Below are 25,633 nucleotides of genomic sequence, written 5' to 3'. Positions count from 1 at the left end.
AGTGGCTGGCCCATGAATCCCCGATTTCCTGGGCTGATGCGCTCTGGGGTAAGGTCGGGCTATGAGCACTTCGTCTTCGAACCTGCGGGAATCGGGCATGCACGCCCCGGAGCCGCTGCGTCCCCCCTCAATCTGGGCGTTGGCGTGGCGCATGTTGTGGCGCGATCTACGGGCGGGCGAGTGGCGCTTGCTGGTGTTGGCGGTTGCCCTCGCCGTGGCCGCGCTCGGTGGCGTGGCCATGTTTGGCGACCGTTTGCAGGCCGGTCTGCAACGGGACGCCGCCGCGCTGCTGGGCGGTGATGCGGTGGTCGTCAGCGATCATCCCGTGCCGGCGAGCCTGTCCGAGCGGGCGCGCCGCCTGGGTCTGGCGACCGCCCAGACGGCCACCTTGCCGACCATGGCCCGCGCCGCCGCTGCGCCGGGTGCGAGCCCGCGACTCGTCGCACTCAAGGCGGTGGGAGCGGGGTATCCGTTGCGCGGTGCGCTCGAGCTTCGGCGGGCCGAAGGCGGGGTCGGTCAGACGGTCCGGGAGGGGCCGAGCCCTGGACGGGCCTGGGTCGATGCCGGCGTGCTCGACGCACTCGACTTGCGGCTCGGTGACGCGCTCGCTTTGGGCGAGCTCGAATTGACCGTCTCGGGCGTCCTCGTCCGCGAGCCCGACCGCGGCGCTGGTTTTCTCAACTTCGCGCCGCGCGTGCTGATCCATGAGGCGGATCTGGCACGCAGCGGCCTCATTCAGCCCGCAAGCCGCGTGACCTACCGCTTGGCGGTGGCGGGTCGTCCTGAGGCGGTGCGCGCGTTCGTGCAGGCCGTCGAGGCCGAGTTGCGCCAGCCGGCGGGGCGGGGCATGCGTCTGGAGACGCTCGAGAACGGTCGCCCCGAAATGCGCCAGACCTTCGATCGTTCCACCAAATTCCTCAAGTTGGTGGCGCTCTTGACCGCTTTGCTCAGTGCGATTGCGGTGGCCTTGGCGGCGAGAGACTTCGCGCGCAGGCATCTCGACGATTGCGCGCTGCTGCGCGTCTTTGGCCTGCGCCAGCGCACGATCGCCGCGGCCTATGGCTTGGCCTTTGGCATCGGTGGGGTCGTGGCCAGTGCGATCGGCCTGTTGGCGGGGTATGGCGTTCAGGCGGTGTTGGTCGGGCAGCTCGGGGGGCTGCTCCAAGCCGACCTCCCAGCGGCTGGGCCGGCCCCCTGGTGGTTCGGTCTGGGCGTGGGGCTGACGCTGCTCGTGAGCTTTGGGTTGCCCCCGGTGCTGCAGCTCGCGCGGGTGCCGCCGCTGCGGGTTTTGCGCCGTGACCTCGGCGAGTTGCAGCCGCTGTCGGTGAGCGTGGCGGTGCTGGGCATCCTGGGGTTTGCTGCCTTGTTGTTGGCGGCCAGTGCGGACGGGGCGCTCGGCCTCTATGCCGTGGGAGGGTTCGCGGGTGCCGCGTTGTTCTTTGCGGCGCTGGCGCTGGCTGCGCTGGCGCTGCTGCGGCGAGTGGTCCGCGAAGGGCTCACGCCGCCCTGGCTGATCCTGGCCACGCGCCGGATGACGGCGCGGCCCGCGGCCACGGCACTCCAGGTCAGCAGCCTCGCCTTGGGTCTGCTGGCACTGAGTCTGTTGGTCTTGTTGCGGACCGACCTGATCGATTCCTGGAGGAAAGCGACGCCGGCCAATGCGCCCGATCGCTTCGTGATCAACATCCTGCCCGACCAGCAGGCTGCGTTCCAAGAGGTGCTGCGCACCGCGGGCGTGACCGGCTACGACTGGTATCCGATGATTCGGGGTCGCCTGGTGGGCGTCAACGACCGCACCGTGGCTGCGACCGACTATGCCGATGAACGGGCGCAGCGACTGGTCGACCGCGAATTCAATTTGTCCTACACCGCGCAGGCACCCGAGCACAACCGGATCGTGGCCGGGCGTTGGCAGCCCAACGAGCCCAACGCCATCAGCGTCGAACAGGGCTTGGCCGAGACCTTGGGGCTCAAACTCAACGATGTGCTGCGCTTCGACATAGCCGGCGTCGAGGTGCAGGCGCGCATCACGAGCCTGCGACAGGTCGACTGGGGTTCGATGCGCGCCAATTTCTTCGTCATCTTCCCCGTCGATCGGCTCGATGCCCCGGTGGCGCAAAGCTACCTCGCGGCCTTTCGGTCGCCGCCCGTGGCCGGGTTCGATGCGCGGCTCACGCGCGCTTTTCCGAACGTGACCGTTGTGGATCTGTCGACCACGCTGGCGGAAGTCCAGCGGGTGATCGAGCAGATCGTGCGGGCGATCGAGTTTTTGTTTGCCTGGGCGCTCGCGGCGGGGCTGCTCGTGTTGTTCGCCGCGGTTACGGCGGCTCGGCAGGAGCATGTCCGGGCGTTTGCCATTTTGCGTGCGCTCGGGGCGCGGCAGCGCTTCCTGGCCCGGGTGCAGGGAGCGGAATTGCTCGGCGTTGGGCTGCTCGCAGGTACGCTCGCGGGGGCATGCGCGTGGCTCATCGGTTGGGCCTTGGCCCGGCGCGTGTTCGGCTTCGACTGGACAGCGCCGCTTTGGGTGCCGCTGGTGACCGCCGTGGCTGGTGCGGCGCTGGCCTGGGCGGCCGGCTGGCTCGGGTTGCGCGGCGTGCTGCGCCGTCCCGTGGTGGAAACCCTGCGTGCGGCAACCGTCGACGGATAGCCAGACGTCTCTACCGCTGGCCGCGGAGCAGCACGATCAAAGCGCCGGCGCCCCCTTCGGCCGGGCGCGCCTGCACGAAGGCCAGCACCTCCCGCTTTTGCACCAGCCAACTGTGGACCCGGCCTTTTAGCACCGGTGTCTTTCCCGGTGAGCCCAGTCCCTTCCCGTGAACGATGCGCACGCAGCGCAGGCCCTGGCGGACACAAGCGCGGATGAAATCGGCCAGTTGCGCGCGGGCGTCGTCGGTGCGCAGGCCGTGGAGGTCGAGTTCGCGCTGGACGGCCCAGTCGCCGCGTCGCAGCCGCCGCAAGACGTCGGTGCCGATTCCGACGCGCCGGTAGCTGAGCTGGTCATCGGTTTCGAGCAGGGAGCTGACATCGAAGTCGTCGCTGAGCGCCTCGCGCATGACCTCGGCTTCGTCGCGCATTTGCTGGCGAGCCGTGGGCGCGGGGCGGGGCCGCGTGGGGTGGACGCGCGCTGGGTGGGACAAGGCTTGCACCGGCCCCACCCAGCGCCGAAACAGATCGCGCTCCAGCGCGGCGCGTTCGGCAGCCGCGCGTTCGGCCGCGGCTTGGGCCAAGGCGGCCTGCCGCTGCTGGCGTAGGGCGTCCAGCAAAGCGTCGAGGCCGTCGAGGCTTTGGGCGCGCGTGCGGCGCTTCGGTGGCGGAGGGCTCACATCAACCCCCGCTCGGCCATGGACAGCGCTGCACCGGGCCCGACGATGACGTGATCGAGCACGCGGATGTCGAGCAAGGCGAGGGCAGCGCGCAGCGTTTGCGTCAGCGATTGATCGGCCGCACTGGGCTCGACGCTGCCGCTGGGATGGTTGTGTGCGAGGACGACCGAGGCGGCGCGGTGCTGCAGCGCGCGCATCGCCACTTCGCGGGGATAGACGCTGGTTTGGCCGAGCGTGCCGCGAAACAGCTCCTCGAGCGCGATCAGCCGGTTTTGGCTGTCGAGAAAAAGCACGGCGAAAACTTCGTAGGGCCGGCGCGCGAGATGCAGCGCGAGGTACTGTTTGACGGCCTCGGGCGCGTCGAAAACCTCGCGGGTACGGAGTTGCTCGGCCAGCGCGCGGCGGGCGAGTTCGAGCACGGCGAGCAGTTCGGCGCGCTTGGCGGGGCCGAGTCCCTTGATGGGCTCGAGTTCGGCGGCGCCGGCATGCAGCAGGCCGGCGATGCCACCGAAGCCGATCGGTGGTGGCGCGAGGAGCTCACCCGCCAACTCCAGCACGCCTTTGCCCGCGAACCCGGTGCGCAGCAACAGCGCGAGCAGTTCACGGTCGCTCAAGGCGGCGGGCCCGCGCGCCAACAGCTTCTCGCGCGGCCGGCTGTCGTCTGGAAGTTCGTGCATGACCATGAGGGCGACCGCAACGGCCACCCAAGGCGGCCAGGTTTCTACAATGGAGGCAGTTTATGGCAATGCTGCCCTAGTTCCGCTTGCGCCTCGCAAGTCGGCCCTCCGGTCGTTGGGCGCTTGCTCCACAGGAATCCGCGATGACCCGTGTTCAGTCCGAATCGTTCTTGACCCTGCACTACCGCCTCGGCGGCGCGTCGGGGGACATCGTCAACACCTACGACGGCCCGCCTGCGACCCTGTCGCTCGGTTCGGGGCAGTTGGCCCCCGCGCTCGAGCAGCGCTTGATCGGCCTCGAGGAGGGGGCGCATGTCGTCTTTGACCTGGCGCCAGGCACCGTTTTCGGCGAGCGTCAGCCCGAGATGCTGCAGTGGGTGGCGCGTTCGCTGCTCGACCGTCTGGGGGAGCCGGGGGCAAGTTACGACATCGGCGAGGCCGTGGAGTTTCCCGCCCCGGATGGGCAGGGAAAGGTGGTGGGCGTCGTGCGCGAAGTTCGGGACGACGGCGCGGTGCTGTTTGATTTCAACCATCCCCTGGCGGGCCAGCCGGTGCGGTTCGAGGTTTCCATCATCGGAGTGCTGTGATGGCGCCTCCTGAACAGCAAGCCGGTGTTCCGGTGCAAGAAATCGTGCTCGCCGAGCCGCGAGGGTTTTGCGCCGGGGTCGATCGGGCCATCGAGATCGTCGAGCGCGCCTTGGCAAAGTTCGGCCGCCCGATCTACGTTCGTCACGAGATCGTGCACAACACCTTCGTGGTCAACGAGCTCAAGGCCAAAGGCGCGATCTTCATCGAGGATTTGGCCGAGGTTCCAGCGGGTGCGACGCTGGTGTTTTCGGCACACGGCGTGCCCAAAGCCGTCGAGGAGGAGGCCGCCGCCCGGGGTCTGCGGGTGTTCGATGCCACCTGCCCCTTGGTGACGAAAGTTCACGTGGAGGTGGCCAAGCTCGCGAAAGAGGGCTTTGAATTCATCATGATCGGCCACAAGGGACACCCCGAGGTCGAGGGGACGATGGGTCAACTCGACCGCGGCATCCACCTCGTCGAGGATGTGGCCGATGTCGCACGGGTGCAACCGGCACAGACCGAGCGCTTGGCGGTCGTGACCCAGACGACCTTGAGCGTCGATGACGCGGCGGAGATTCTGGCAGCGATCAAGGCCCGCTTCCCGAACGTGCGCGAACCGAAGCAGCAGGATATTTGCTACGCGACGCAGAACCGGCAGGATGCGGTCAAGCTGCTCAGCCGAGAGGTCGACGTGGTCATCGTCGTTGGCAGCCCGACCAGTTCCAACAGCAACCGCCTGCGGGAAGTGGCGCAGAAGCTCGGCACCGAGGCCTATATGGTCGACGCCGCCGACGAGCTGCGGCCCGAGTGGATTGCCGGCCGCACGCGCGTGGGCTTGACGGCGGGCGCGTCGGCGCCCGACGTGCTGGTGCAGGAGGTGGTCGCGCGGCTCAAGGCGCTGGGCGCCGTCTCGGTTCGCTCATTGGCCGGGGCCGAGGAGACGGTCAAGTTCCCGTTGCCCAAAGGCTTGCGGCTCGACGCAGACGCGGCCGCCTCGGCGGCGTCGGATCATCTGCATTGAACTCCTAAAAAAAGAGCAAACAAAAACCATTTTTCGCCGGCAATCGGCCTCCTTTATCCATTCTTTAGCAATGCTCGACATCCAGCTCCTACGGAAAGACCTCGCCAGCGTCGTCGCACGCCTGGAGACGCGCCAGTCCCCCCAACCCTTTCTCGACGTGGCGGCCTTTTCGGCGCTCGAGGCTGAGCGCAAGACGCTGCAGACCCGCACCGAGGAGCTTCAGGCGCAGCGCAACGCGCTCAGTCGCCAGATCGGTCAGCTCAAGGCGCGCGGTGAGCCCGCCGACGCGGTTCTGGCCCAAGTCGCCGCGATCAAGCAAGAGCTCGAGTCTTCGGCCGTGCGGCTCGATGCGATCCAGGCCGAGTTGCAGTCGCTGTTGCTCGCGGTGCCCAACCTGCCGCATCCGAGCGTGCCCGTCGGCCCCGATGAAAGCGGCAACGTCGAGCTGCGCCGCTGGGGAACGCCGCGCAGCTTCGATTTTGAAATCCAAGACCATGTCGAAATCGGTGCGCGTCTCGGGCTCGACTTCGCCACGGGGGTCAAGCTGGCCGGTGCGCGTTTTACCTTCATGCGCGGGCCAGTGGCGCGCCTGCATCGGGCACTGGCGCAATTCATGCTCGACGTGCAGACGCGCGAGCATGGCTATACCGAGTGCTACACCCCCTACATCGTCAACGCGGACACGCTGCGGGGTACGGGCCAGTTGCCCAAGTTCGAAGCCGACCTGTTCGCGGCGAAGAAGGGCGGGCAAGAGGGCGACGATGGCCAGGCGCTCTACCTCATCCCGACTTCGGAAGTCACGCTCACCAATGTGGTGCGCGATGAAATTCTGGCCGAATCGGATCTGCCGGTGCGCCTGACAGCGCACACGCCTTGTTTTCGCTCGGAAGCGGGCAGCGCTGGGCGCGACACGCGCGGCATGATCCGTCAACACCAGTTCGACAAGGTCGAGATGGTGCAGATCGTCCACCCCGATCGCAGTTACGAGGCGCTCGACGAAATGACGGGGCACGCGGAAGCGATCTTGCAGAAACTCGGACTGCCGTACCGCGTGATGCTGCTGTGCACCGGCGACATGGGCTTTGGCGCCGCGCGCACGCATGATCTCGAGGTCTGGGTGCCGGCGCAGGGCACGTACCGAGAGATCAGCTCGGTTTCGAATTGCGAAGCCTTCCAAGCCCGCCGCCTGCAGGCACGCTTCAAGAATGCGCAAGGGAAAAACGAGCTGGTTCACACGCTCAACGGCTCGGGCCTGGCCGTGGGCCGGACCTTGGTGGCCGTGCTCGAAAACTATCAGAACGCCGACGGCTCCGTCACCGTGCCCGAGGCGCTGCGGCCCTACCTCGACGGCGTCGAGGTGCTGCGCGGCTGATACAATATCTGCTTCGATCCGGAGAGATGGCAGAGTGGTCGAATGCGCCGGACTCGAAATCCGGTATACGGTAACCCCGTATCCAGGGTTCAAATCCCTGTCTCTCCGCCAAAATCAAAAAAGGCCGCATTTGCGGCCTTTTTTCTTGGGCGCAAACACTACCTCAAGCGCTTTCCTGGGCGGCGCGGAGCGCGCGCAAGGCTTCGAGCAGCGCGGGCGCGTCTGGGGCCGCGGCGCTGGCGTCGAGCTTGCCCTGTAACAGCGGCAAGGCGTCTGGCCCCTCGGCCTTGAGTCGCGTGACACAAAGGCCTGCTTCCCGGGGCGACTCGAAGCCGAGGCTTTGCAACAGCACCTGGCCCTTGGCATCGACGAGTTTGAAATAGAAGCGTCCGTCCGCTTCCCGGTACTGTTTGAAGCTCGGCAGATGGCCCGCGGAGGGTGTGACTGTGGCCGTAGCTGGGCGTGTGGCCGCATTCAAGCGCCGCAATCCGACCGCATCGCGCAATTCGGCCATGAAGGGGGTGGCGATCTGGCGCGCGCGTTTGGCGCCTTCGCGCAGCACCGACTCGATGTGCTCGGGCTTGGCCATCAAGGCCTCATAGCGTTCGCGCATGGGCGCGACTTCGCGGTCGATGCGCTCGAACAACTGTTCTTTGACGGCACCCCAGGCGATGCCTTCGGCATAGGCGCGGCGCAGGGCTTCGGTTTCTTCGGGCGTCGCAAAAGCCTGGTAGATCTGGAACAGCGCAGAGCCCTCGGTATCCTTGGGCTCGCCGGGCGCGCGTGAATCGGTCACGATGCCCATGATGAGCCGGCGCAGCTGCTCGCGCGGCGCAAACAGGGGAATGGTGTTGTCGTAGCTCTTGCTCATCTTGCGGCCGTCGAGGCCGGGCAGCGTGGCGACCTGGGCCTCAACGACTGCTTCGGGCAGCACGAAGTGTTCGCCGTAGAGATGGTTGAAGCTCTGCGCCATGTCGCGGGCCATCTCGATGTGTTGCACCTGGTCGCGGCCGACGGGAATCTTTTGCGCCTTGAACATCAGAATGTCGGCGGCCATCAGCACCGGATACATGAACAGCCCCATGCTGACCTCATGATCGGGCTCGAGCCCCGCCGCCGTGTTCTTGTCGACCGCAGCCTTGTAGGCATGTGCACGGTTGAGCATGCCTTTGCCCGTGACGCAGGCAAGCAGCCAAGTCAGTTCAGGGATTTCTGGAATGTCGGACTGACGGTAGAAATACACGCGCGCGGGGTCGAGCCCCGCGGCCAGCCAGCTCGCGGCGATTTCGAGTGTCGAGCGCTGAATCCGCAAAGGATCTTCGCACTTGATGAGCGCGTGGTAGTCCGCAAGGAAATAAAAGCTCTCTGTCCCCGCTTGACGGCTCGCCTCGACGGCGGGGCGGATGGCGCCAACGTAATTGCCCAGATGCGGGGTGCCTGTGGTGGTGATGCCGGTGAGGATGCGCAGGGAACTCATGCGAGAAATACAGGTTCAACGAAGCAGGGTGGCGAAAGGGGTCAGGAGCAACTCGAGCGCGCCATAGGTGAGCGCCATCAGCGGGCGCATCCACAGCGCACTGACGACGCCGGAAATCACCAGCGCCATGACGATGAAGAAGCCCCAAGGTTCGATGCGAGACAGCATGGCCGCCTGCCGCCAGGGCAGCAGTCCGACGAGGATGCGTCCGCCATCGAGCGGCGGCAACGGAAACAGGTTGAAGACGAACATGACCACGTTGACCAGCATGCCGGCCTTGCACATTTCGATGAAGAACCGCTCCTCGAGCCCCAGCCCGACGATCAGATAGAGGGCGAGCCCCCACGCCAGAGCCTGCACGAAGTTCGAGCCCGGGCCGGCCAGGGCCACCCACACCATGTCTCGCTTGGGGTTGCGCAGGTTGCCAAAGTTCACCGGAACAGGCTTGGCGTAGCCGAACAGAAACGCCCCTTGGGTTGCGAAATAAAGCAGCAGCGGCATGAGGATGGTGCCGATCGGGTCGACATGCGCCAGCGGATTGAGCGTCACGCGCCCGAGCCGCCAAGCAGTCTGGTCGCCGAAGCGCAGCGCCGCGTAGCCATGCGCTGCCTCGTGCAGCGTGATGGCAAACAGCACCGGTAGCGCGTAGATGAGGACGGTCTGAATCATGAGGATCGGGGGCGTCGAGGAAGCGCGGTGGCGGGTGATTCGGGGCGTTCCGAGGGGGTGGATCAAAGGCCGAGCCGCGCGAGCTCGCCGCGGCCGAGTCGGATGACTTGGATCTCGTCACCGCTGAGATCGACCACCGTCGTGGGCTCCGAAGGGCAGGCCCCGGCATCCACGATGGCGGCCAAGCCGTGGCTGAAGCGCTCGCGTATGTCTTCCGGGTCATTGAGCGGCTCTTGCTCTCCCGGTGGAATGAGGGTGGCTGCCAGCAACGGCGCGCCATGAAGTTCCAGCAGCGTCTGCAAGGCGCGGTGGTCGGGCACACGCAGACCGATGGTCTTGCGCTGCGGATGGCTGACGCGCCGCGGCACCTCTTTCGTGGCCTCGAGGATGAAGGTGTACGGGCCCGGCGTCGCCTGTTTCAGCAGCCGGTACTGGCGGTTGTCGACGCGGGCGTAGTTCGCCAACTCGCTGAGGTCCCGACACAGCAGCGTCAGGTGATGCTTTTCATCGACCCCGCGCAGGGCGCGAAGTCGATCGACGGCGGCCTTGTCGTCGAGGTGGCAAGCGAGCGCATAACTCGAGTCCGTTGGAACGGCTACCACACCCCCTTGAGCGAGCAAGGCCGCCGCCTGCTTGAGCAGCCGGGGTTGGGGGTTTTCGGGGTGGACCTGCAGGAATTGAGCCATGGGTCGAGTGTACGCGTCGGCCCGACAACGCCGGGGCCGAGGCTGCCCACGAGCGACGGGTTCAGCGTTGCCGCAGGTGTTCAGCCTAAATCCGGCAGTTGGGCGCGCCCACCCAAACGGTGAAAGGCCTCCACACCGAAAATTGCTGAAACATCAACACCTTGCTTTTCGCGAGAAGCGGTCAACTGCCGGATTTAGGTTCAGTGCAGGACGCGGTCGGCCAGAGCTTCCCAGACCGGAGTCAGCCCTTCAGGCAAGGGGTCGAGGGCGCCAAGATCGAGACGGCTTTCGGTGGGGCTGTGGAAATCGCTGCCGCGCGAGGCCAGCAGACCGAACTCACGAGCCATCGCTGCGTAGGTTTGCGCTTCGGCGGCCGTGTGGCTGCCGGTCACGACCTCGACGCCTTGGCCGCCGTGCCCTTTGAATTCCAGGAAAAGAGCGTATTCCTCGTTCGGCGTGAAACCGTAACGTGCCGGGTGCGCGATCACCGCCATGCCCCCGGCACCGACGATCCATTGCACCGCGTCGTGGAGGCTTGCCCAGCGATGCGGCACGAAGCCGGGCTTGCCTTCGGTGAGGAAGCGGCGAAAGACCTCGTTCGTGTCGGCACACACGCCGGCTTCGACCAGGTATCGGGCAAAGTGCGTGCGCGAAATCAACTCCGGGTTGCCCACATACTTCAGCGCGCCCTCATAGGCGCCGACGATGCCCGCTCGGGCCAGCTGGTCGGCCATCTCGCGCGCCCGCTGACCGCGACCTCCGCGCGTCTGCTCCAGTCCATGGCGCAGCATGTCGTTGCGTGGATCGAAGCCCAGTCCTACGATGTGGACGGTCTTGCCGGCAAAGCTGACCGAGATCTCGACGCCAGTCAAATAAGGCAAGGCCAGCGCATGAGCCGCAGCCGCTGCGCGCTCCTGCCCGCCGATTTCGTCATGGTCGGTCAGCGCCCAAAGCTCCACCCCGCGGACCTTGGCGCGCTCGGCAAGCGCTTCCGGGGACAGCGTTCCGTCGGAAACGGTCGAATGGCAGTGCAGGTCGGCATTGAGCGGGTGGGGCATGAGGTGATGGTAGAGCATCCCGAAGGGGCGCGGCCGCCGCGCGCCGCAATCGGCCCATCGACGTCGGGGGCTTGCCTTAGGGGCGGATAATCCCGAGGCGTCACTTTGCCCCCACACGAACGTTTCGGAGCCCGCTCATGGCCTTGACCATCACCGATGAGTGCATCAACTGTGATGTCTGCGAGCCCGAGTGCCCGAACCAAGCCATTTTTCTCGGTGTCGAGCACTATGAGATCGATGGCAACCGTTGCACCGAATGCGTGGGCCACTACGACGAGCCCCAGTGCGTCGCGCTTTGCCCGGTTGCCTGCATCCCGGTCGATCCATCCCGGATCGAGAGTCGCGAGACCCTGTGGCAGAAATTCCGTCGACTTCAGGCCGAAAACAGCGCTTTGCCGGCGAAAAATCGGCCTCCAGTGCTATAAAAATCAGACCGAATCGTGGCGACAGCCGCCACGCGGCTCATGGCTGCGCAGGCGCCTTGGGGTCTGCATCATTGGGTGGGAGCGGACGAGCGGCGGCCGGCGCTTTTGGGCGCGGTGCCGTGGCGGTGTGGATGACGAGCCTTGCTGCGTCCATCTCGTCGCGCAGCAACATGGGAAATGCCTTGAGCGCGCGTTCGATCGATGCTTCGATGGCCGCCCGCTGATCCTGCGGCGGGCGTTTGAGCACCCAGCCGACGACCTCGCTGCGCTCGCCCGGATGCCCAATGCCGATGCGCAGTCGCCAATAGTCGGGGCTTCCGAGTTGAGCGTGGATGTCGCGCAGGCCATTGTGCCCCGCGTGGCCGCCGCCGAATTTCAGCTTGACCTGACCCGGTGGCAGATCCAATTCGTCGTGAACCACGAGGATTTCAGCCGGCTCGATCTTGTAGAACCGCGCCAGCGCCGCAACCGCACGCCCTGAGTGATTCATGAAGGTCTGCGGCTGCATCAGCCAAAACGGTCGCCCCTGCGCGTTCCCGCGCCCGACCAGGGCTTGAAACCCGCGCTCGGGCGCAAGTGTGACGCCGGTCTGGCGGGCGAGGGCGTCGATCCACCAAAACCCAGCGTTGTGGCGGGTTTCCGAGTATTCGGGTCCGGGATTGCCGAGGCCGACGAAAAGCTTGACCATGATCGGGTGGTGTTCGGGGCGTGATTCGTTTGGGGGATAAGCAAAACGGCCCACTTAGGGGCCGTTTTCATCCGACTGGGAGCCGTGAGGCTTACTTCTTGCCTTTGCCCTTGCCCTTTTCAGGAGCAGCGGCGGCAGGAGCGGGGGCGATCTCTTCTTCCTCGGCCGGAGCAACCACGGAAACGAGAACCGGGTTGGGCTTGCCGTGCGTGACGACCTTGACGCCCTTGGGCAGGGTGATGTCGTTGAGGTGCAGCGAGTCGCCCTTCTTCAGACCCGAGAGGTCGATCTCGATGAATTCGGGCAGATCGGCCGGCAGGCAGGTGATGTCGAGTTCGGTCACGACGTGATTCACCAAGCACTTGTCGGTCTTGACGGCTGGCGACTCTTCTTCGCCCCGGTAGTGGACCGGCACCTTCATGTGCAGCCGGGTATTGGCGTCGACGCGTTGGAAGTCCACATGCAGGACGAGCGGCTTGAACGGGTGCATTTGAAGGTCGCGCAGCAGCACCTTCGTGGTCTGACCGTTGAGTTCCATCTCGAGGATCGAGGAATGGAAGGCTTCCTTGCGGATGGCCTGCATCAACGCGTTGTGATCGAGCTCGATCAGCTGAGGCTCAGCATTGCCTCCATAGACGATGCCCGGCGTACGGCCGGTGATGCGCAGACGGCGGCTCGCACCCGTTCCCTGCTTTTGACGCTCATAAGCGACGAATTTCATGCTTCACTCCTGATTGGAGTCCACCGCGACCAGTGTGACCCCATGACAAAAAAGGCCCGCGACCCAAGCTGGCCGCAGACCCACCGATGCCTCGATCAGAACAGGTTGTCCTGATCCGAGAACAAACTCATGACCGATTCGCCGGTTGCGATGCGCTGAATCGTCTCAGCGATCAGCGGCGCGACGGAAAGCTGCCGGATTTTTGGGCAATTCTGCGCCGCTTCGCTCAGCGGAATCGTGTTCGTGACCACGACTTCATCGAGCGCCTCACCCCGGGCGATGCGCTCGATCGCGGGGCCGGAAAAAATCGGATGCGTGCAATACGCGTAAACGTTCTTGGCACCCCGCGCCTTGAGCACCTCGGCGGCTTTGACCAAGGTGCCTGCGGTATCGATCATGTCGTCCATGACGACGCAGTTGCGCCCTTCAATGTCGCCGATGACATGCATGACCTCGCTCACGTTCGGACGTGGCCGACGTTTGTCGATGATGGCAAGGTCGCAATCGAGTTGTTTGGCCAGCGCACGTGCACGGACGACCCCGCCGACGTCGGGCGAGACGACGATCAGATCCGAATAACGCTTTTGACGCAGATCGCCGAGCAGCACGGGCGAGGCATAGATGTTGTCGACCGGAATGTCGAAAAAGCCTTGGATCTGGTCGGCGTGCAGGTCCATCGTCAAAACCCGGGCCACACCCACCTTTTGCAGCATGTTGGCCACCACCTTGGCGGTGATGGGAACCCGGCTCGAACGCGGGCGGCGGTCTTGACGCGCGTAGCCAAAATAGGGAATGACGGCGCTAATGCGCTCGGCCGATGCGCGCTTGAGCGCGTCGACCATGATCAGCAATTCCATCAGGTTGTCGTTCGTCGGCGAGCAGGTCGACTGCACCACGAACACATCTCGAGCGCGGACGTTTTGCTTGATCTCGACCATGATCTCGCCGTCCGAGAAACGTCCGACATGGGCGGCGCCCAGACCCGTTCCCAGATGTTGCGTGATTTCGGCGGCAAGTCCGGGGTTGGCATTGCCGGTAAACACCATGAAGTCGGGTGCGTGGGGGGCTTGCATGCGGTTTCCAGCAGTCGAAACGGACGTCAGAGAATGGCGTTGCGCCACAACGAGACAGGGTTTTGGCAGGGGAGGAAGGACTCGAACCCTCGCATGCCGGAATCAAAATCCGGTGCCTTAACCAACTTGGCGACTCCCCTACGCAGGTTTGCTGAACTGAATTCAGCCCACCTTCAATCGTCGCTGGCAGCCCAACCGAGCAGCGGATGAGCCACCAAATTCTTGCAGATTTTCACTTCCCACGGCTCGGGCGGTTCAGGAACCGCTTCGATCGCACCCAAGGGTGCGAAAACCGCACTGCCTGAGCCCGTCATTCTAGCCGCAAGGCCAAGTGATTGAAGCCACTCGATCGCACGCGCAATTTCCGGGCACTGACCAACCGCGACGTCTTGCAAAGCATTGCAACCATAACGGTAGGGGTCATCTGCAAAGACCGCCATTGTAGCAGGAAAAAAGTCCCGTTTGAGGCTGTCCGAGCCAAAGACGCGGGCGGTGCTGAGCCCACCGCGCGGTTTGACCACCACGAAACGCTCGGCTTCGAGTGAGATCGGCTGGAGGACCTCGCCGATGCCTTCCACCCATGCGTGCCGTCCACCGAGGAAGAACGGCACGTCGGCGCCCAGGTCCAAGCCGATGCGCATCAGCGCCGCCAGCGGCAGGTTCAGGCCCCAGAGGCGATTGAGGGCGAGCAGCGTGCTGGCCGCGTCGGACGAGCCTCCGCCGAGGCCAGCCTGGGTCGGAATGCGCTTTTCGAGCGTGATCTCGGCGCCGAGAGCGCATCCGGTTCGTTGCTGCAGCGCGCGTGCTGCGCGCACGACCAGGTCCTCGGCGGGTAGCGCCGCGCCGATGTCGCGCCGAGTGATCTGGCCGTCGTGACGCGTCTCGAAGTGCAAGCGGTCACACCAGTCGATCAGCATGAAGGCCGACTGGAGCAAGTGGTAACCGTCGGGCCGGCGGCCGGTGATGTGCAAAAACAGGTTGAGTTTTGCCGGCGCCGGGATGTCGAAGAGGGCTCTCATGACGAGCGAGCGTCTTCCAGGATGATGCGCAGATCGACAGAGGGCTGGGGATCCGTGCGCACCGCATGCAGCCGACCCATCGGGTAATTGGCCAAGTCGACGGCCCAACCAGGCGCCTCGGTCGGGATGCCATCGAGCCAATCAAACCAGGCCGCAAACGGAATGCGGGTTCCGAGCAGCGCCTCACTCATCGACTCGGGCGAATCATAGAGTTCGATGCGACCGTCTCGGTTGAGTTGCGCCCCCCCGGGGCCCCAGCGCAGTTCGGCCAGCACGGTACCGATCGGACTGTAGAGCCGGAGCCAAGCTTCTTGCATGTTGCCATGAAGTTCGAACGGCGCATAGAACGCCTGATCCTGGCCATCGTCCACGCGCAGCGCGAATCGGCCTTGCCAATGGTTGTGGCGCCCGAGTGCTGGCTGGATGGTGTCTGGCCGGGGCGTCGTCGCGCAGCCGACCAGCAGCATCCCGCCGGCGGCCAACAGCCAGCAGCGCCGCTTCATGGCTTTTCGCCCGTCAGGCGTTTGCGCGTTGCCGTGATCGTGGCGTTGTTCGGGTTGATCCGTGCACCCGCCTCCCACACCCGACGCGCCTGTTCACGGTCGCCCAAGGCCCACAGCACCTCGCCGAGATGTGCGGCAATCTCGGCGTCGGGCATCGCGGTGAAAGCGCCTTCGAGAATTTCGCGCGCACGACTCAGGTTGCCCAAGCGGTACTCGACCCAACCGAGGCTGTCCAGAATCAACGGATCCTTGGGTGCAAATTCGAGCGCTTTGAGGATGAGCTGGCGCGCTTCGTCGAGATTCACGTTGCGCTCGGCCATCGAATAACCCAAGGCGTTGTACGCATGGTGAAACCGCGGGTGACGCTCGATGAGGGTTCGCAGTTCCCGTTCCATGCGCGCCAGGTCGCCGCGCCGTTCAGCGGCCAGGGCCAACTCGTAGCGCAAATCCGGATCGTCTGGCCAGCGGTTGACCCCTTCTTCGAGCAGGCGGAATGCCTCGGCCGGCTGACCATGGTCTTGGAGCAGCCGTACTTCGGCCATCAGGCGCGCGACTTCTTGCTCGGCCGAAGCCGCCGGCCAGGACTGGATCAGGCGGCGCGCTTCGTCCAGCTTGCCCTGTGCAGCGAGCAGGCTCGCCTTGAGCGTCACGGGTTGCAAGGACTCGGCGTCTTCCGGGAGCTGAGCGACCCAGCGCTGGGCCTCCTCGATCTGTCCCGAACGCAAGGCCAGGCGCGCCAGCGCCATGAGGGCCGTGTTTCTGCCGCCCGGGTGCCGCGCGGCTTCGGCTTCCGTCAGCGCGAGATAGCGCTCAAGCGACGCATGTGCCGCGCGGACCAGACCTTCGTCGGCTTGCAAAAGCCCCAGCGCGAGCCAGGCCTGCGCTTGTTGGGGTGCCTCTCGCGTGGCCCGTTCGAGCCATTGCATCGCCTCGGCTCGCCGGCCCTGTCGGATCAGGGATTGGGTGTAGGTCAGCAGGACCGAGGTCGATGGCGGTTGAGCGGCAGAGAGATAGCGCTCGACCAAGGCCTCAGCCGTCGGCTGCTCGGGGCCGACGAGCTCCGCCGCAACCAGGGCCGCCGCTTCGGAGCGGGGATCGTGATCGAGCGCGCGGCGCGTTGCCTCGAGCGCCGCGCTGGTATCGCCGGCCTGTAGCCACAGCCGGGCGATCGCCGCGTGGGCCGCGGGGGCCGTGTCGGGTTGGCGCAAGGCATCGGCCAGCGCCCGCGTCACCCGCTCCGCGGCATCGCGGCCGCTGCGCACATTCGCAAACAGGGCGGGGATCGACGCAATGGCCGATGCCCGCTCCGAGGGTGCGATGTCTTCGAGCAATTCGCGCAGCAGCGGTTCGGTTTCTTCGATACGGTTGAGCGCGACGAGCAGCTGAAGCAGCAGACGTCCGGCTGCGAGTGAATGCGGCTGGTCCTTGCGCCACGCGCGGGCCGCTTCGAGTGCAGCGTCTCCCTCGCGGGCTTCGAGCGCAATGTCGACCGCGCGCTTGAACAGCCGAGGCTCGTGGGTTCGGCGCGCAGCGTCGAGCATCAAGGCGTAGGCCGTCGAAGCATCGCCGGCCCGCAGGTAGAGCTCGCCGAGGAGGATTTGATAGAACAGTGGGGCGTCGAGGCTCGAGCGATAGGGCGGCTCGGGGGGTTCAGGCGGCGCCGAGACGGCGGGGTTGCTCAGGGGAAGCAACAGCGCGAGCGCAAGACACAATGCAGGCTTCATCGCCCCATAATAATGGAAGCCCTATGCCCGAGTTGCCCGAGGTCGAAGTCACACGTGCCGGCATTGCTCCCAAGCTCGCGGGTCGGCGCATCGTCGGCGTACGGCTCGGCAAGCCCTTGCGCTGGCCGCTGGGCGTTGCGGCCGAAGAACTGATCGGGCAAGTCATCGGCGCGGTCCGCAGGCGCGCGAAATATCTGCTGGTGGACCTTGACGGCGGAGGCGTGCTCGTGATGCATCTGGGCATGTCGGGTCGCCTTGCCTTTCACACGGGCAGTCCTCCCGCCGGCCCCCACGATCACTTTGACTTGCAGGTCGAAGGCGGGGTCTTGCGCTTGCACGACCCACGCCGTTTCGGGGCGGTCGTTTATGGTGCAAGCCCCGATGCGCCGATGGTGCGTAAGCTCATCGGCCACCTCGGGCCTGAGCCTTTGAGCGGCGATTTCGACGCCCACGTATTCCACCTCGGCTTGCGGCAGCGACGCACGACGATCAAGCAGGCCTTGATGGCGGGCGACTTGGTCGTGGGCGTGGGCAATATTTACGCTTCGGAGGCGCTTTTCGAGGCGGGTATCAGGCCGACGACGCCCGCGCACCGCCTCTCCCGCCTGCGCGCCGAGCGGCTGCACGCCGCGATTCGTCGTGTTCTGCAGCGGGCGCTCGATTCCGGGGGCAGCACCTTGCGGGACTTTCTTTCGGCCGAGGGGCAGCCTGGGCACTTTCAGCAGGAAGCGGCGGTGTATGGACGGGCGGGCCAAGCTTGTCCACGCTGCGGGCACACGGTGCGCTCGGTGGTGCTGGGGCAGCGGTCGACGTTTTACTGCCCGCGCTGTCAAACATGACCGGGCTCGCTCGGCTATAGTGGGTCAAGCCGACGCTGAAGAAGTCTTGCGTGCTGCGCGTCCGGGCAGTTCGAGGGGCTCTTCGGCGTTGCCGTTCAGGAGGGCAGCGTGACCGATACGACGTTCGATGCAGGGTTGGGGCAGCACAGGCAATGGCGCTTGAAAATGCACACGCGCCTGCAGCACCTCGCAGCTTGGCTGGAAAATCAGGATTTGCTCGAGGATGGAAGCCGCGAGCGTCTGCGGCTGCTGGAGCGGCAACTGAATACCGACCGCATCACGGTGGCCTTCGTCGCGGAGTTTTCCCGCGGCAAGTCGGAAACCATCAACGCGCTGTTCTTCGCGGGGCAGGGTCGGCGCATCATGCCGGCGAGCGCGGGCCGCACGACCATGTGCCCGACGGAAATCGGCTACGACCCAGCCGTGCCGCCGACGCTGAGGCTCTTGCCCGTCGAAACACGCAGTGATCCGGCAGCGCTGGCGCAATGGCGCGAGCGGCCTGAGGCCTGGGTCGAGGTCGCGCTCGATGCAACGGACCCTGAGCGGCTCGCTCAGGCGCTGGCGAGGGTCACCGAAACGGTCGCGGTCTCCGAGGCGCAGGCGCGTGCCCTGGGTTTTCTGGGGGACGCGGATCAGGAAGCTCTGGCAGTCGACCGTGCGGGGCAAGTGCTCATTCCCCGTTGGCGCCATGCCTGGGTGAACCTGCCGCACCCTTTGTTGGAGCAGGGCTTGGTCGTGCTCGACACGCCAGGGCTCAACGCCATCGGAGCCGAGCCGGATCTGACCTTGAGTCTGCTGCCGCAAGCGCACGCGGTGGTGTTTCTGCTGGCGGCCGATGCGGGTGTGACGCGTTCGGATCTGGCGATCTGGCAGCAATCGCTCGGCGGTCGTCCGGCCGAAGCGGCAAGCCGCCTGGTGGTGCTCAACAAGGTGGACGTGCTCTGGGATGGCATCAGCGCGCCGGCCGTGATCGCCGAGCAGGTCGAGGCTCAGCGTCGGTCTGTGGCTGAGGTTTTACAGCTCGAACCCTCGCGCGTGCTCGCCATTTCGGCGCAGAAAGGCTTGTTGGCCAAGCTCACCCACAACGAAGCGCTGCTGCAGGCCAGCGGGTTGCCACGGCTCGAGCGTATGTTGGCCGATGAAGTCCTGGGCCGCCGGCAGGAGGTGCTTCGGGCCTCGGTTCGCAAGGGGCTCGATGAGGTGCAGCAACTCGTCATGCGAACGGTCGAGCAAAGACAGCGTGAGCTCACCGAGCAGTACCATGAACTTGCCTCGCTTCGCGGCAAGAATGAGGCTGTCATCCGGCAAATGCGTGCGCGCATCGCCCAGGAAGAGACGGAGTTCAAAGCCAGTGCCGCACGGATCCACGCGCTGCGGTCGGTACACCTGAAACGGCAGACCGAGATGCTGGATCTGCTGAGTACCTCGACACTCAAACGCGAGATGGCCCAGCTTCGGGCCCAGTTGGCGCAGCCCGGGTTCAAGCTCCACCTGGGCGAAACCTTCCGTGCGACCTTCGACCGCTTGCGTTCGGTTTTGACCCAGGTTCAGGAGCAGAACCTGGAACTGCAGGGCATGTTGAGCGCCACGTTTTCGCAGCTCAACGCCGAGTTCGGCTTCAGCCTGCAAGCGGCCGAGGCGGTCGATGTTTCGGCGGTGCTGCGCGAGCTCGACGCCATCGAGCAGGCCCATCGTCAATACCTGGGTCTCGGACAGGCGATCCGCCTGGCGCGCGCGGTTTTTGCGGAGCAGCTGATGCGCGCTCTCGCGGCCCGGGTGCGAGCGATCTTCGAAGCCCTGCAGACCGACATCGAACTTTGGAGCAAGGCGGCGACCGCGCAACTCGACGCCCAGCTCAAAGAACGGCGCAAGGCGTTTCAGCGGCGGCGCGAGGCGGTCGAGCGCATCGAAAATGCCGCAGGCGGCCTGGATGATCGATTGCGCGAGATCAGCGAGCGGCGCAGCGAGATGGACCGCCTGCGCGAGCGCGTGTTCGAGGAAGTGGCGTTCGTGCTGGCGCCAACGGCTACGGGCGAGCCCATGGCGCGCGCGGCATGACGCTGGCGAGTTTTGCAAGTCGGGTGGTCGAGTGGCAGCAACGGGAAGGACGCTCCGGCCTGCCCTGGCAACAGAGCGCCGACCCGTATCGGGTTTGGCTGTCGGAGATCATGCTCCAGCAGACGCAGGTTGCGACGGTCCTGCGGTATTACCCGCGCTTTCTCGCCCGTTTTCCCGATGTTCAGAGCCTAGCCGAGGCACCGATCGACGAGGTTCTCGGCCTTTGGAGTGGCTTGGGCTACTACAGCCGGGCGCGCTCCTTGCACCGCTGCGCGCAAGTCGTTTGTGCGGTTCATGGCGGCCGCTTTCCGACCTGCGCGGCGGAACTCGAGCGGCTGCCGGGCATCGGTCGCTCGACCGCGGCGGCCATTGCGAGTTTTTGTTTCCATGAGCCTGTCTCCATCCTCGATGGCAATGTGCGCAGGCTACTGACGCGCCACCTCGGTTTCGATGCCGATTTGTCGAAGGCGCGCAACGTCGACGCGCTTTGGCAGCGGGCGCAGACGCTCGTCCCGATCGAAGAGCCGACTTCGATGCCCCGATACACCCAGGGCCTGATGGACCTCGGGGCCATGATCTGTACCCCGCGGCGACCACGGTGTGCGGCATGCCCGTTGGCTGGCGATTGTCGGGCCTATGCTTCCGGGGAGCCCGAGCGGCTGCCGATGCGCCGTCTGGCACTGGCGCGGCAGAGTCGGCAGCTTTGGTTGCTGTGGCTGGAGCGCCCAGACGGTGCCACCCTGTTGCAGCGCCGACCCGCGCGCGGGATTTGGGGCGGGCTGCATTGCTTGCCGGCGTTTGACTCCCTCGACGCGCTGCGCGACGCGGCGCACCGCGGCTGGGGTTTGACCGGTGCCGGGCAGACCGAATCGCCGCGGGTGCACCGACTCACGCATCTCGACTTGACGCTGCAGCCGGTGCGCTGGTGTTTGGTTCCGCCGGGCGCGCCTCAGTTTCTGGATGGCGCCGACTGGTATTTGCCCGCGCAATGGGAGCGTTTGGGCTTACCCGCACCGATCCGGGTCTGGCTTCAAGATTCAGCCCGGAGCCGCAGCGTCGATCTCGCGATGCCGCACGAGCGTCGGCCAGCGGCCGCGATACCGTAGCGCCAAGCGCTCGACCAAATAGACCGAGCGGTGTTGTCCACCGGTGCAGCCGATGGCGACGGTGACATAGCTGCGGTGGCTGTCGCTCAAGGGTTCGAGCCAAGCGTCGAGGAAGCGGGTGATGTCGCGTTCCATCGCCGCCACAGACTCTTTTTGTGCCAGGAATTCGGCAACGGCTGCGTCTTTGCCGGTCAGTGGCTTGAGCTCCGGCTCGTAATGCGGGTTGGGCAGCATGCGCACGTCGAAGACGTAATCCGCATCGACCGGAACCCCGCGCTTGAAGGCAAAGGACTCGAACACGAGTGTCAGCAAGGTGGCGGGCGCGGCGACCAGGTCGCGCACGTAGCTGCGCAATTGCGCAGCGCGCATCAGGCTGGTGTCGATGACGGGCGCAATTTCGCGCAGATCGGACAGCAACCGGCGTTCGAGCTCGATGGCTTCGACCAGGGCCCGGTGTTGGTCGGCGATCTCCGGCTTGGACAGCGGGTGGCGGCGGCGGGTTTCGGAATAACGCCGAACGAGGGTGTCGGTGGTAGCGTCGAGGAACAGCGGCTGCACGTTCAGCCCCTGTGCGCGCAGGCGTGCGAGTTCATCGGGAACGACTGAGAGGGAGTCCGCGCTGCGCGCATCGATGGCGATGGCAACCCGGCTCGCCGCGTGGCGTTGCTCCAGGGCGATGAAAGGGCCGATCAGCTCCGGCGGCAGGTTGTCGACGCAGAAATACCCAGCGTCCTCGAGTGCATGTAGCGCTACCGACTTTCCGGAGCCAGACAGACCCGTGATCAAGACCAGGTTCAACGGGGGGGGCGCTGGTTTCGTCGAGGCGTCCGGCGAATCCGCGGTGGGTGTAGCCGCTGCGGGTGTGTCAGGCGAAGGCTGCGCAGGGTCATTTCCTTGCGGCGGGACGCCCGAGTGTTCGAGGGACCGACTGGGTGCGGCGCTCATGGTGCGATCACTTCGGCGCGTGCGGCCCGCTCCAGCAGGTCTTGCGCATGGGCGATCGAGGTGCGACTGCCCGCGTCCGAGCCCAACATGCGCGCGACTTCCTCGACCCGCTGTGTGGCATTGAGCGTTTCGACGGAGCTGATCGTGCGGCCGTCCGCGCCAGAGCGCTTGGCGACACGGAGGTGATGGTGGGCATGGGCGGCCACTTGCGGCAGGTGCGTGACCGCCAGCACTTGCCGGTGTCGGCCGAGGGTTTGCATCAGGCGCCCGACGGCGTCACCCACGACCCCACCGATGCCCGCGTCGATTTCGTCGAAGATCAGCGTGGGCGCAGCGCCCAGTTCGCTCGTGGTGACGGCGATGGCGAGCGAGAGCCGCGAGAGTTCACCGCCAGAGGCGACCTTGGCGACCGGCTTGGGCGCACTGCCGGCATGGCCCGCGACGAGGAAGACGACATCGTCGATACCGGAGCTGGCGGGCGTCTCGAGGGGGCGGATCTCAACCTCGAAGCGGCCGCCTTCCATGCCGAGGGATTGCATCCGGCGGGTGACTTGTTCGGCAAGACGGGGCGCGGCGGCACGACGCTGCTGGGAGAGTTCCAGTGCGGCTTCCTGGTAGGCCGCCGCGGCCGCGCGCTCGGCCTTGCGAAGCGCATCGAGGTCGGCCGCGGCCTCGAGTTCGGCGCGCTCTTGGAGCCAGCGCGTGCGCAGCGCCGGCAGGTCCTCAGGGGGGGACTTGTAGCGGCGGGCCAGCGACAACCAGAGTGCGAGTCGGGCATCGAGCAACGCGAGTCGCTCGGGGTCGACGCTGGTCTTGCGCAGGTAGCCGTTGAGGCTGTGCAGCGCGTCCTCGGCCTGGGCGAGTGCCTGGGCGAGGATGTCGGCGATCGCCGCAAATTCGGGCTCGATCGATGCTTGTTCCAGGAGCGCATGATGCGCCCGAGCCAGCGAGTCGATGGCGCCGGGCACGTCGTCTTCGGGCGCGAGGCTCTGCGCCGCCAAGGCCGCCGCATCGATGAGCGCCTGGGCATGGGCGAGCCGGCTGTGGCTCGCGTTGAGTTCCGACCACTCGTCTTCGCCCGGCGCGAGTCGCTCGATTTCGCTCAGTTGCCAGTCGAGACGCTCTCGTTCGCGGGCGAGCGTCTCCTGTGCGGACTCGGCGCTTGCCAGCGCGCGTTGGGCGCTTTGCCATTGTTGCCAGCGGTCAGCGACTTGGGCGGTGTCGGCTCCGGCGTAGGCGTCGAGCAGCGCACGGATGGCGCTGGCGCGGGTCAGGCTTTGCCAGGCGTGCTGACCATGAATGTCGATCAGGGATTCGCCGAGGGCGCGCAGCTGGCTGGTGGTGGCGGGTGTGCCATTGATCCAGGCGCGACTGCGTCCTTGCCGATCGATGGTGCGCCGAAGGAGGATGGTGTCGTCGGCATCGAAGCCGTTGTCGTTCAACCAGGCCGCCAGAGCGGGGGTCGAGTCGAATTCGGCGCTGAGTTCGGCGCGGTCTGCACCTTCGCGGACGACCGATGCGTCGGCGCGGTCGCCGAGCAGCAGCTGCAGCGCGTCGATCAGGATGGATTTGCCTGCGCCCGTTTCTCCCGTCAGGGCCGTGAAGCCCGCCTCGAACTCGAGGGCGACCTCCTCGACGATGACGAAGTTGCGCAGATGAATGCTTCGGAGAGCCACGTTCAGGAACCCCCTTCGTTCCAATGCAGCTTGCGCCGCAGGGTGTCGAAGTAGCTCCAGCCGCGCGGATGCAGGAAGCGCACGCGGTATTCGGAGCGTTGAACGGTGATGCGGTCGCCATGCAGCAGCGAGGCCAGGGACTGCATGTCGAAATTCGCGCTGGCGTCCCGACCGGAGACGATTTCGATGGCGACCTCCTGGTCGTCGGGCAGTACGATGGGCCGGTTGGAGAGGGTGTGCGGCGCAATCGGCACCAGCACCCAGCCCGCGATCGACGGGTGCAGCAGCGGTCCGCCGGCGGAGAGCGCGTAGGCGGTGGCGCCCGTCGGGGTTGCGATGATGAGCCCGTCGGCCCGTTGGTTGGCGACGAAACGGCCGCCCACTTCGACGCGCAGCTCCACCATGCCGGAGACCGAGCCGCGGTGCACGACGACGTCGTTCATGGCCTGGGCTTCGAACACGCACAGGCCATCGCGCAGCACACGAGCTTGCATGAGGGCGCGCGGATCTTCCTCGAACTCCCCCCGTAGCATGGGCCCGAGCACCTCACGGAAATTCGACAGCGCAATATCGGTGATGAAGCCCAGTCGCCCGTGGTTGATCCCGACCAAAGGGGTGCCGTAGCGCGCGAGCTGGCGCCCAATGCCGAGCATGGTGCCATCGCCCCCGACGACCAAGCCCAGGTCGCACTGGCGGCCGATTTCGGCGACGTCGAGGGCTGCATAGCCGCTCAAGCCCGAGTGCGTCGCAGTCTGGTGCTCGAGCGAAACCTCGCAGCCGTTTTCATGCAGAAAGTGGGCAATCGCTTCCAGGGCCGATCGCAGCGATCCGGCCTGAGCCCCGGACGGGCCCGTAGCCTGATATTTGCCGATGAGCGCGACATGGTGGAAGATAGATCGCATGTGGCAAATTACATCATCAAATTCATCGGGCTCAGAGACTCATGCTGGGTGAAACCATTCCACAACTCGACGAGCGCGCCAAGATTTTGCTGCGCACGCTGGTTGAGCGTTACATCGCCGAAGGACAGCCGGTCGGATCGCGGACCCTTTCCAAGGCCAGCGGTTTGGAGCTCTCGGCGGCCACGATCCGCAACGTCATGGCCGACCTCGAGGAACTCGGCCTCATCGCGAGTCCGCACACCTCGGCGGGGCGGGTACCAACGGCCAAAGGGTACCGGTTTTTCGTCGACACCTTGTTGACGGTCAGGCGCAGCGCGCTCAGTCTGCCGGCTGCCGAGCTCGAGTCGCGCCTCATCCCGGACCAGCCGCAGAAGGTGATTTCCAACGCGGCGCATCTGCTGTCCAACCTGTCGCATTTCGTGGGCGTGGTCATGGCGCCGCGTCGGCCATCGGTCTTCAGGCATATCGAGTTTCTTCGGCTCTCCGCGCAGCGCTTGCTCGTGATCATCGTGTCGCCCGAGGGAGATGTGCAAAACCGCGTCATCAGCACTCAGACCGATTTCACGACCTCGCAGCTCACCGAGGCATCGAATTACCTCAATGCCAATTACGCTGGCATGGCGCTCGAGCAGGTGCGCGAGAAGCTCAAAGATGAGGTGCGGACCTTGCAGGGTGAAATCGCCGCGTTGATGCAAGCCGCCGTGCAGGTCGGCAGCGAAGCGCTCAATGACGCCCAGGAGGCGGTCGTCATCGCCGGCGAACGCAACCTCTTGTCCGTGGACGACTTTTCGAGTGACCTCGATCAGCTTCGGCGCGCATTCGATCTGTTCGAGCAGAAGACCCAACTCATGCGTTTGCTCGACGTGAGCAGCCAGGCCGATGGCATTCGGATCTTCATCGGGGGAGAGAGCCAGATGGTGCCGGTGGAGGAGCTTTCGATCGTCAGCGCTCCGTACGAGGTCGATGGCTCGGTCGTCGGAACGCTCGGCGTGATCGGGCCGACCCGCATGCCCTACGACCGCATGATCCAGATCGTCGACATCACGTCCCGTTTGCTCGGCCAGGCGCTGAGCCAGGGTGGCGATTGAGCGGCGAGCGAGCGTC

Annotated in this window: 24 protein-coding genes and 2 tRNA genes; 10 read left to right on the top strand and 16 right to left on the bottom strand. The window is 65.7% G+C overall.

Features of this window, described 5'->3' with window-relative positions:
• The first annotated feature begins 97 nt into the window (after positions 1-97).
• A complete protein-coding gene (locus EDC62_RS03345; protein WP_124221133.1) occupies positions 98-2,647 on the top strand; it encodes an ABC transporter permease in 2,550 nt (849 codons plus the stop codon).
• Between the two features lie 10 nt (positions 2,648-2,657).
• Here the strand turns inward: EDC62_RS03345 and EDC62_RS03340 are convergent, their stop codons facing one another.
• Both EDC62_RS03340 and radC read right to left on the bottom strand, forming a co-directional pair.
• A complete protein-coding gene (locus tag EDC62_RS03340; protein ID WP_124220417.1) occupies positions 2,658-3,323 on the bottom strand; it encodes a Smr/MutS family protein in 666 nt (221 codons plus the stop codon).
• The gene (gene radC / locus EDC62_RS03335) at positions 3,320-4,006 is read right to left on the bottom strand and encodes a RadC family protein (RefSeq protein ID WP_124220414.1); all 687 of its coding nucleotides are present in this window, start codon (positions 4,004-4,006) and stop codon (positions 3,320-3,322) included. Before radC ends, EDC62_RS03340 begins: the two co-directional genes overlap by 4 nt.
• A gap of 137 nt (positions 4,007-4,143) precedes the next feature.
• Here radC and EDC62_RS03330 point away from each other — a divergent pair, with 137 nt between their 5' ends.
• The 4 genes from EDC62_RS03330 (at position 4,144) to EDC62_RS03315 (ending at position 7,071) form a co-directional block, all read left to right on the top strand.
• Positions 4,144-4,587: an FKBP-type peptidyl-prolyl cis-trans isomerase gene (locus EDC62_RS03330; protein ID WP_124220412.1), complete on the top strand. Its 444-nt coding sequence runs from the start codon at positions 4,144-4,146 to the stop codon at positions 4,585-4,587.
• Positions 4,587-5,588 (top strand): 4-hydroxy-3-methylbut-2-enyl diphosphate reductase, encoded by a 1,002-nt coding sequence (ispH, locus tag EDC62_RS03325; RefSeq protein ID WP_124220410.1) that lies wholly within the window; start codon positions 4,587-4,589, stop codon positions 5,586-5,588. The genes EDC62_RS03330 and ispH overlap by 1 nt, the downstream gene beginning before the upstream one ends.
• A 70-nt stretch (positions 5,589-5,658) precedes the next feature.
• Positions 5,659-6,960, top strand: a complete 1,302-nt coding sequence (gene serS / locus EDC62_RS03320; protein WP_124220408.1) for a serine--tRNA ligase — start codon at positions 5,659-5,661, stop codon at positions 6,958-6,960.
• A 20-nt stretch (positions 6,961-6,980) separates the two neighbouring features.
• Positions 6,981-7,071 (top strand) — tRNA-Ser (locus EDC62_RS03315).
• Positions 7,072-7,123: 52 nt separating this feature from the next.
• Here EDC62_RS03315 and EDC62_RS03310 read toward each other — a convergent pair.
• From EDC62_RS03310 to EDC62_RS03295, 4 genes are all read right to left on the bottom strand, one after another.
• Positions 7,124-8,437, bottom strand: coding sequence for a tryptophan--tRNA ligase (locus tag EDC62_RS03310; RefSeq protein ID WP_124220406.1), 1,314 nt, complete (start codon positions 8,435-8,437; stop codon positions 7,124-7,126).
• A gap of 15 nt (positions 8,438-8,452) precedes the next feature.
• Positions 8,453-9,106 carry a site-2 protease family protein gene (locus tag EDC62_RS03305; protein ID WP_124220404.1) on the bottom strand — a complete coding sequence of 218 codons (654 nt, stop codon included), beginning with the start codon at positions 9,104-9,106 and terminating at the stop codon, positions 8,453-8,455.
• Between the two features lie 62 nt (positions 9,107-9,168).
• Positions 9,169-9,792 carry an L-threonylcarbamoyladenylate synthase gene (locus tag EDC62_RS03300; RefSeq protein ID WP_124220402.1) on the bottom strand — a complete coding sequence of 208 codons (624 nt, stop codon included), beginning with the start codon at positions 9,790-9,792 and terminating at the stop codon, positions 9,169-9,171.
• Positions 9,793-9,992: 200 nt separating this feature from the next.
• Positions 9,993-10,850, bottom strand: a complete 858-nt coding sequence (locus EDC62_RS03295; protein ID WP_124220401.1) for a 3',5'-nucleoside bisphosphate phosphatase — start codon at positions 10,848-10,850, stop codon at positions 9,993-9,995.
• Positions 10,851-10,987: 137 nt separating this feature from the next.
• Here EDC62_RS03295 and EDC62_RS03290 point away from each other — a divergent pair, with 137 nt between their 5' ends.
• Positions 10,988-11,275: a YfhL family 4Fe-4S dicluster ferredoxin gene (locus EDC62_RS03290; RefSeq protein WP_124220400.1), complete on the top strand. Its 288-nt coding sequence runs from the start codon at positions 10,988-10,990 to the stop codon at positions 11,273-11,275.
• 37 nt (positions 11,276-11,312) lie between these two features.
• Here the strand turns inward: EDC62_RS03290 and pth are convergent, their stop codons facing one another.
• The 7 genes from pth to EDC62_RS03255 form a co-directional block, all read right to left on the bottom strand.
• Positions 11,313-11,963 carry an aminoacyl-tRNA hydrolase gene (gene pth / locus EDC62_RS03285; RefSeq protein WP_124220398.1) on the bottom strand — a complete coding sequence of 217 codons (651 nt, stop codon included), beginning with the start codon at positions 11,961-11,963 and terminating at the stop codon, positions 11,313-11,315.
• A 91-nt stretch (positions 11,964-12,054) separates the two neighbouring features.
• Positions 12,055-12,684 carry a 50S ribosomal protein L25/general stress protein Ctc gene (locus tag EDC62_RS03280; protein ID WP_124220396.1) on the bottom strand — a complete coding sequence of 210 codons (630 nt, stop codon included), beginning with the start codon at positions 12,682-12,684 and terminating at the stop codon, positions 12,055-12,057.
• 95 nt (positions 12,685-12,779) lie between these two features.
• Entirely contained in the window at positions 12,780-13,757 is a 978-nt protein-coding gene (locus EDC62_RS03275; RefSeq protein WP_124220394.1) for a ribose-phosphate pyrophosphokinase, read from the bottom strand.
• Between the two features lie 63 nt (positions 13,758-13,820).
• Positions 13,821-13,897: transfer RNA gene (locus EDC62_RS03270), tRNA-Gln, on the bottom strand.
• Between the two features lie 33 nt (positions 13,898-13,930).
• Positions 13,931-14,776, bottom strand: coding sequence for a 4-(cytidine 5'-diphospho)-2-C-methyl-D-erythritol kinase (gene ispE / locus EDC62_RS03265; protein ID WP_124220392.1), 846 nt, complete (start codon positions 14,774-14,776; stop codon positions 13,931-13,933).
• A complete protein-coding gene (locus tag EDC62_RS03260) occupies positions 14,773-15,279 on the bottom strand; it encodes a lipoprotein insertase outer membrane protein LolB (RefSeq protein ID WP_124220390.1) in 507 nt (168 codons plus the stop codon). The genes ispE and EDC62_RS03260 overlap by 4 nt, the downstream gene beginning before the upstream one ends.
• Entirely contained in the window at positions 15,276-17,003 is a 1,728-nt protein-coding gene (locus tag EDC62_RS03255) for a tetratricopeptide repeat protein (protein WP_124220388.1), read from the bottom strand. The genes EDC62_RS03260 and EDC62_RS03255 overlap by 4 nt, the downstream gene beginning before the upstream one ends.
• A 23-nt stretch (positions 17,004-17,026) precedes the next feature.
• Here EDC62_RS03255 and mutM point away from each other — a divergent pair, with 23 nt between their 5' ends.
• From mutM to mutY, 3 genes are all read left to right on the top strand, one after another.
• Positions 17,027-17,842, top strand: a complete 816-nt coding sequence (mutM, locus tag EDC62_RS03250) for a bifunctional DNA-formamidopyrimidine glycosylase/DNA-(apurinic or apyrimidinic site) lyase (protein WP_124220386.1) — start codon at positions 17,027-17,029, stop codon at positions 17,840-17,842.
• 108 nt (positions 17,843-17,950) lie between these two features.
• Positions 17,951-19,900, top strand: coding sequence for a dynamin family protein (locus EDC62_RS03245; protein ID WP_124220385.1), 1,950 nt, complete (start codon positions 17,951-17,953; stop codon positions 19,898-19,900).
• Positions 19,897-21,006 (top strand): A/G-specific adenine glycosylase, encoded by a 1,110-nt coding sequence (gene mutY, locus EDC62_RS03240; RefSeq protein ID WP_124220383.1) that lies wholly within the window; start codon positions 19,897-19,899, stop codon positions 21,004-21,006. The genes EDC62_RS03245 and mutY overlap by 4 nt, the downstream gene beginning before the upstream one ends.
• On the opposite strand, the gene rapZ is transcribed toward mutY, so the two are convergent.
• From rapZ to EDC62_RS03225, 3 genes are all read right to left on the bottom strand, one after another.
• Positions 20,938-21,804, bottom strand: coding sequence for an RNase adapter RapZ (rapZ, locus tag EDC62_RS03235; protein ID WP_425469940.1), 867 nt, complete (start codon positions 21,802-21,804; stop codon positions 20,938-20,940). The two genes, mutY and rapZ, sit on opposite strands and share 69 nt — an antisense overlap.
• Positions 21,805-21,947: 143 nt before the next feature.
• Positions 21,948-23,627 carry a DNA repair protein RecN gene (gene recN / locus EDC62_RS03230; protein ID WP_124220379.1) on the bottom strand — a complete coding sequence of 560 codons (1,680 nt, stop codon included), beginning with the start codon at positions 23,625-23,627 and terminating at the stop codon, positions 21,948-21,950.
• A gap of 2 nt (positions 23,628-23,629) precedes the next feature.
• Positions 23,630-24,529: an NAD kinase gene (locus EDC62_RS03225; protein ID WP_124220377.1), complete on the bottom strand. Its 900-nt coding sequence runs from the start codon at positions 24,527-24,529 to the stop codon at positions 23,630-23,632.
• A 41-nt stretch (positions 24,530-24,570) separates the two neighbouring features.
• Between EDC62_RS03225 and hrcA the strand changes: the two genes are divergently transcribed.
• A complete protein-coding gene (hrcA, locus tag EDC62_RS03220; protein ID WP_124220375.1) occupies positions 24,571-25,617 on the top strand; it encodes a heat-inducible transcriptional repressor HrcA in 1,047 nt (348 codons plus the stop codon).
• Positions 25,618-25,633 lie beyond the last annotated feature (16 nt).

This window comes from Tibeticola sediminis, from assembly GCF_003843835.1.
GTDB classification, from domain to species: Bacteria; Pseudomonadota; Gammaproteobacteria; order Burkholderiales; family Burkholderiaceae_C; genus Tibeticola; species Tibeticola sediminis.
The sequence above is the reverse complement of the archived record's forward strand: the minus strand, read 5'-3'. Positions and strand labels throughout refer to the sequence as shown.

Excerpts from the sequence above, each read along its gene's own strand:
- EDC62_RS03345 (WP_124221133.1), top strand. The coding sequence starts at position 98 with ATGCACGCCCCGGAGCCGCTGCGTCCCCCCTCAATCTGGGCGTTGGCG.
- radC (WP_124220414.1), bottom strand. The coding sequence starts at position 4,006 with ATGGTCATGCACGAACTTCCAGACGACAGCCGGCCGCGCGAGAAGCTG.
- EDC62_RS03330 (WP_124220412.1), top strand. The coding sequence starts at position 4,144 with ATGACCCGTGTTCAGTCCGAATCGTTCTTGACCCTGCACTACCGCCTC.
- ispH (WP_124220410.1), top strand. The coding sequence starts at position 4,587 with ATGGCGCCTCCTGAACAGCAAGCCGGTGTTCCGGTGCAAGAAATCGTG.
- serS (WP_124220408.1), top strand. The coding sequence starts at position 5,659 with ATGCTCGACATCCAGCTCCTACGGAAAGACCTCGCCAGCGTCGTCGCA.
- EDC62_RS03310 (WP_124220406.1), bottom strand. The coding sequence starts at position 8,437 with ATGAGTTCCCTGCGCATCCTCACCGGCATCACCACCACAGGCACCCCG.
- EDC62_RS03305 (WP_124220404.1), bottom strand. The coding sequence starts at position 9,106 with ATGATTCAGACCGTCCTCATCTACGCGCTACCGGTGCTGTTTGCCATC.
- EDC62_RS03300 (WP_124220402.1), bottom strand. The coding sequence starts at position 9,792 with ATGGCTCAATTCCTGCAGGTCCACCCCGAAAACCCCCAACCCCGGCTG.
- EDC62_RS03295 (WP_124220401.1), bottom strand. The coding sequence starts at position 10,850 with ATGCCCCACCCGCTCAATGCCGACCTGCACTGCCATTCGACCGTTTCC.
- EDC62_RS03290 (WP_124220400.1), top strand. The coding sequence starts at position 10,988 with ATGGCCTTGACCATCACCGATGAGTGCATCAACTGTGATGTCTGCGAG.
- pth (WP_124220398.1), bottom strand. The coding sequence starts at position 11,963 with ATGGTCAAGCTTTTCGTCGGCCTCGGCAATCCCGGACCCGAATACTCG.
- EDC62_RS03280 (WP_124220396.1), bottom strand. The coding sequence starts at position 12,684 with ATGAAATTCGTCGCTTATGAGCGTCAAAAGCAGGGAACGGGTGCGAGC.
- EDC62_RS03275 (WP_124220394.1), bottom strand. The coding sequence starts at position 13,757 with ATGCAAGCCCCCCACGCACCCGACTTCATGGTGTTTACCGGCAATGCC.
- ispE (WP_124220392.1), bottom strand. The coding sequence starts at position 14,776 with ATGAGAGCCCTCTTCGACATCCCGGCGCCGGCAAAACTCAACCTGTTT.
- EDC62_RS03260 (WP_124220390.1), bottom strand. The coding sequence starts at position 15,279 with ATGAAGCGGCGCTGCTGGCTGTTGGCCGCCGGCGGGATGCTGCTGGTC.
- EDC62_RS03255 (WP_124220388.1), bottom strand. The coding sequence starts at position 17,003 with ATGAAGCCTGCATTGTGTCTTGCGCTCGCGCTGTTGCTTCCCCTGAGC.
- mutM (WP_124220386.1), top strand. The coding sequence starts at position 17,027 with ATGCCCGAGTTGCCCGAGGTCGAAGTCACACGTGCCGGCATTGCTCCC.
- mutY (WP_124220383.1), top strand. The coding sequence starts at position 19,897 with ATGACGCTGGCGAGTTTTGCAAGTCGGGTGGTCGAGTGGCAGCAACGG.
- EDC62_RS03225 (WP_124220377.1), bottom strand. The coding sequence starts at position 24,529 with ATGCGATCTATCTTCCACCATGTCGCGCTCATCGGCAAATATCAGGCT.
- hrcA (WP_124220375.1), top strand. The coding sequence starts at position 24,571 with ATGCTGGGTGAAACCATTCCACAACTCGACGAGCGCGCCAAGATTTTG.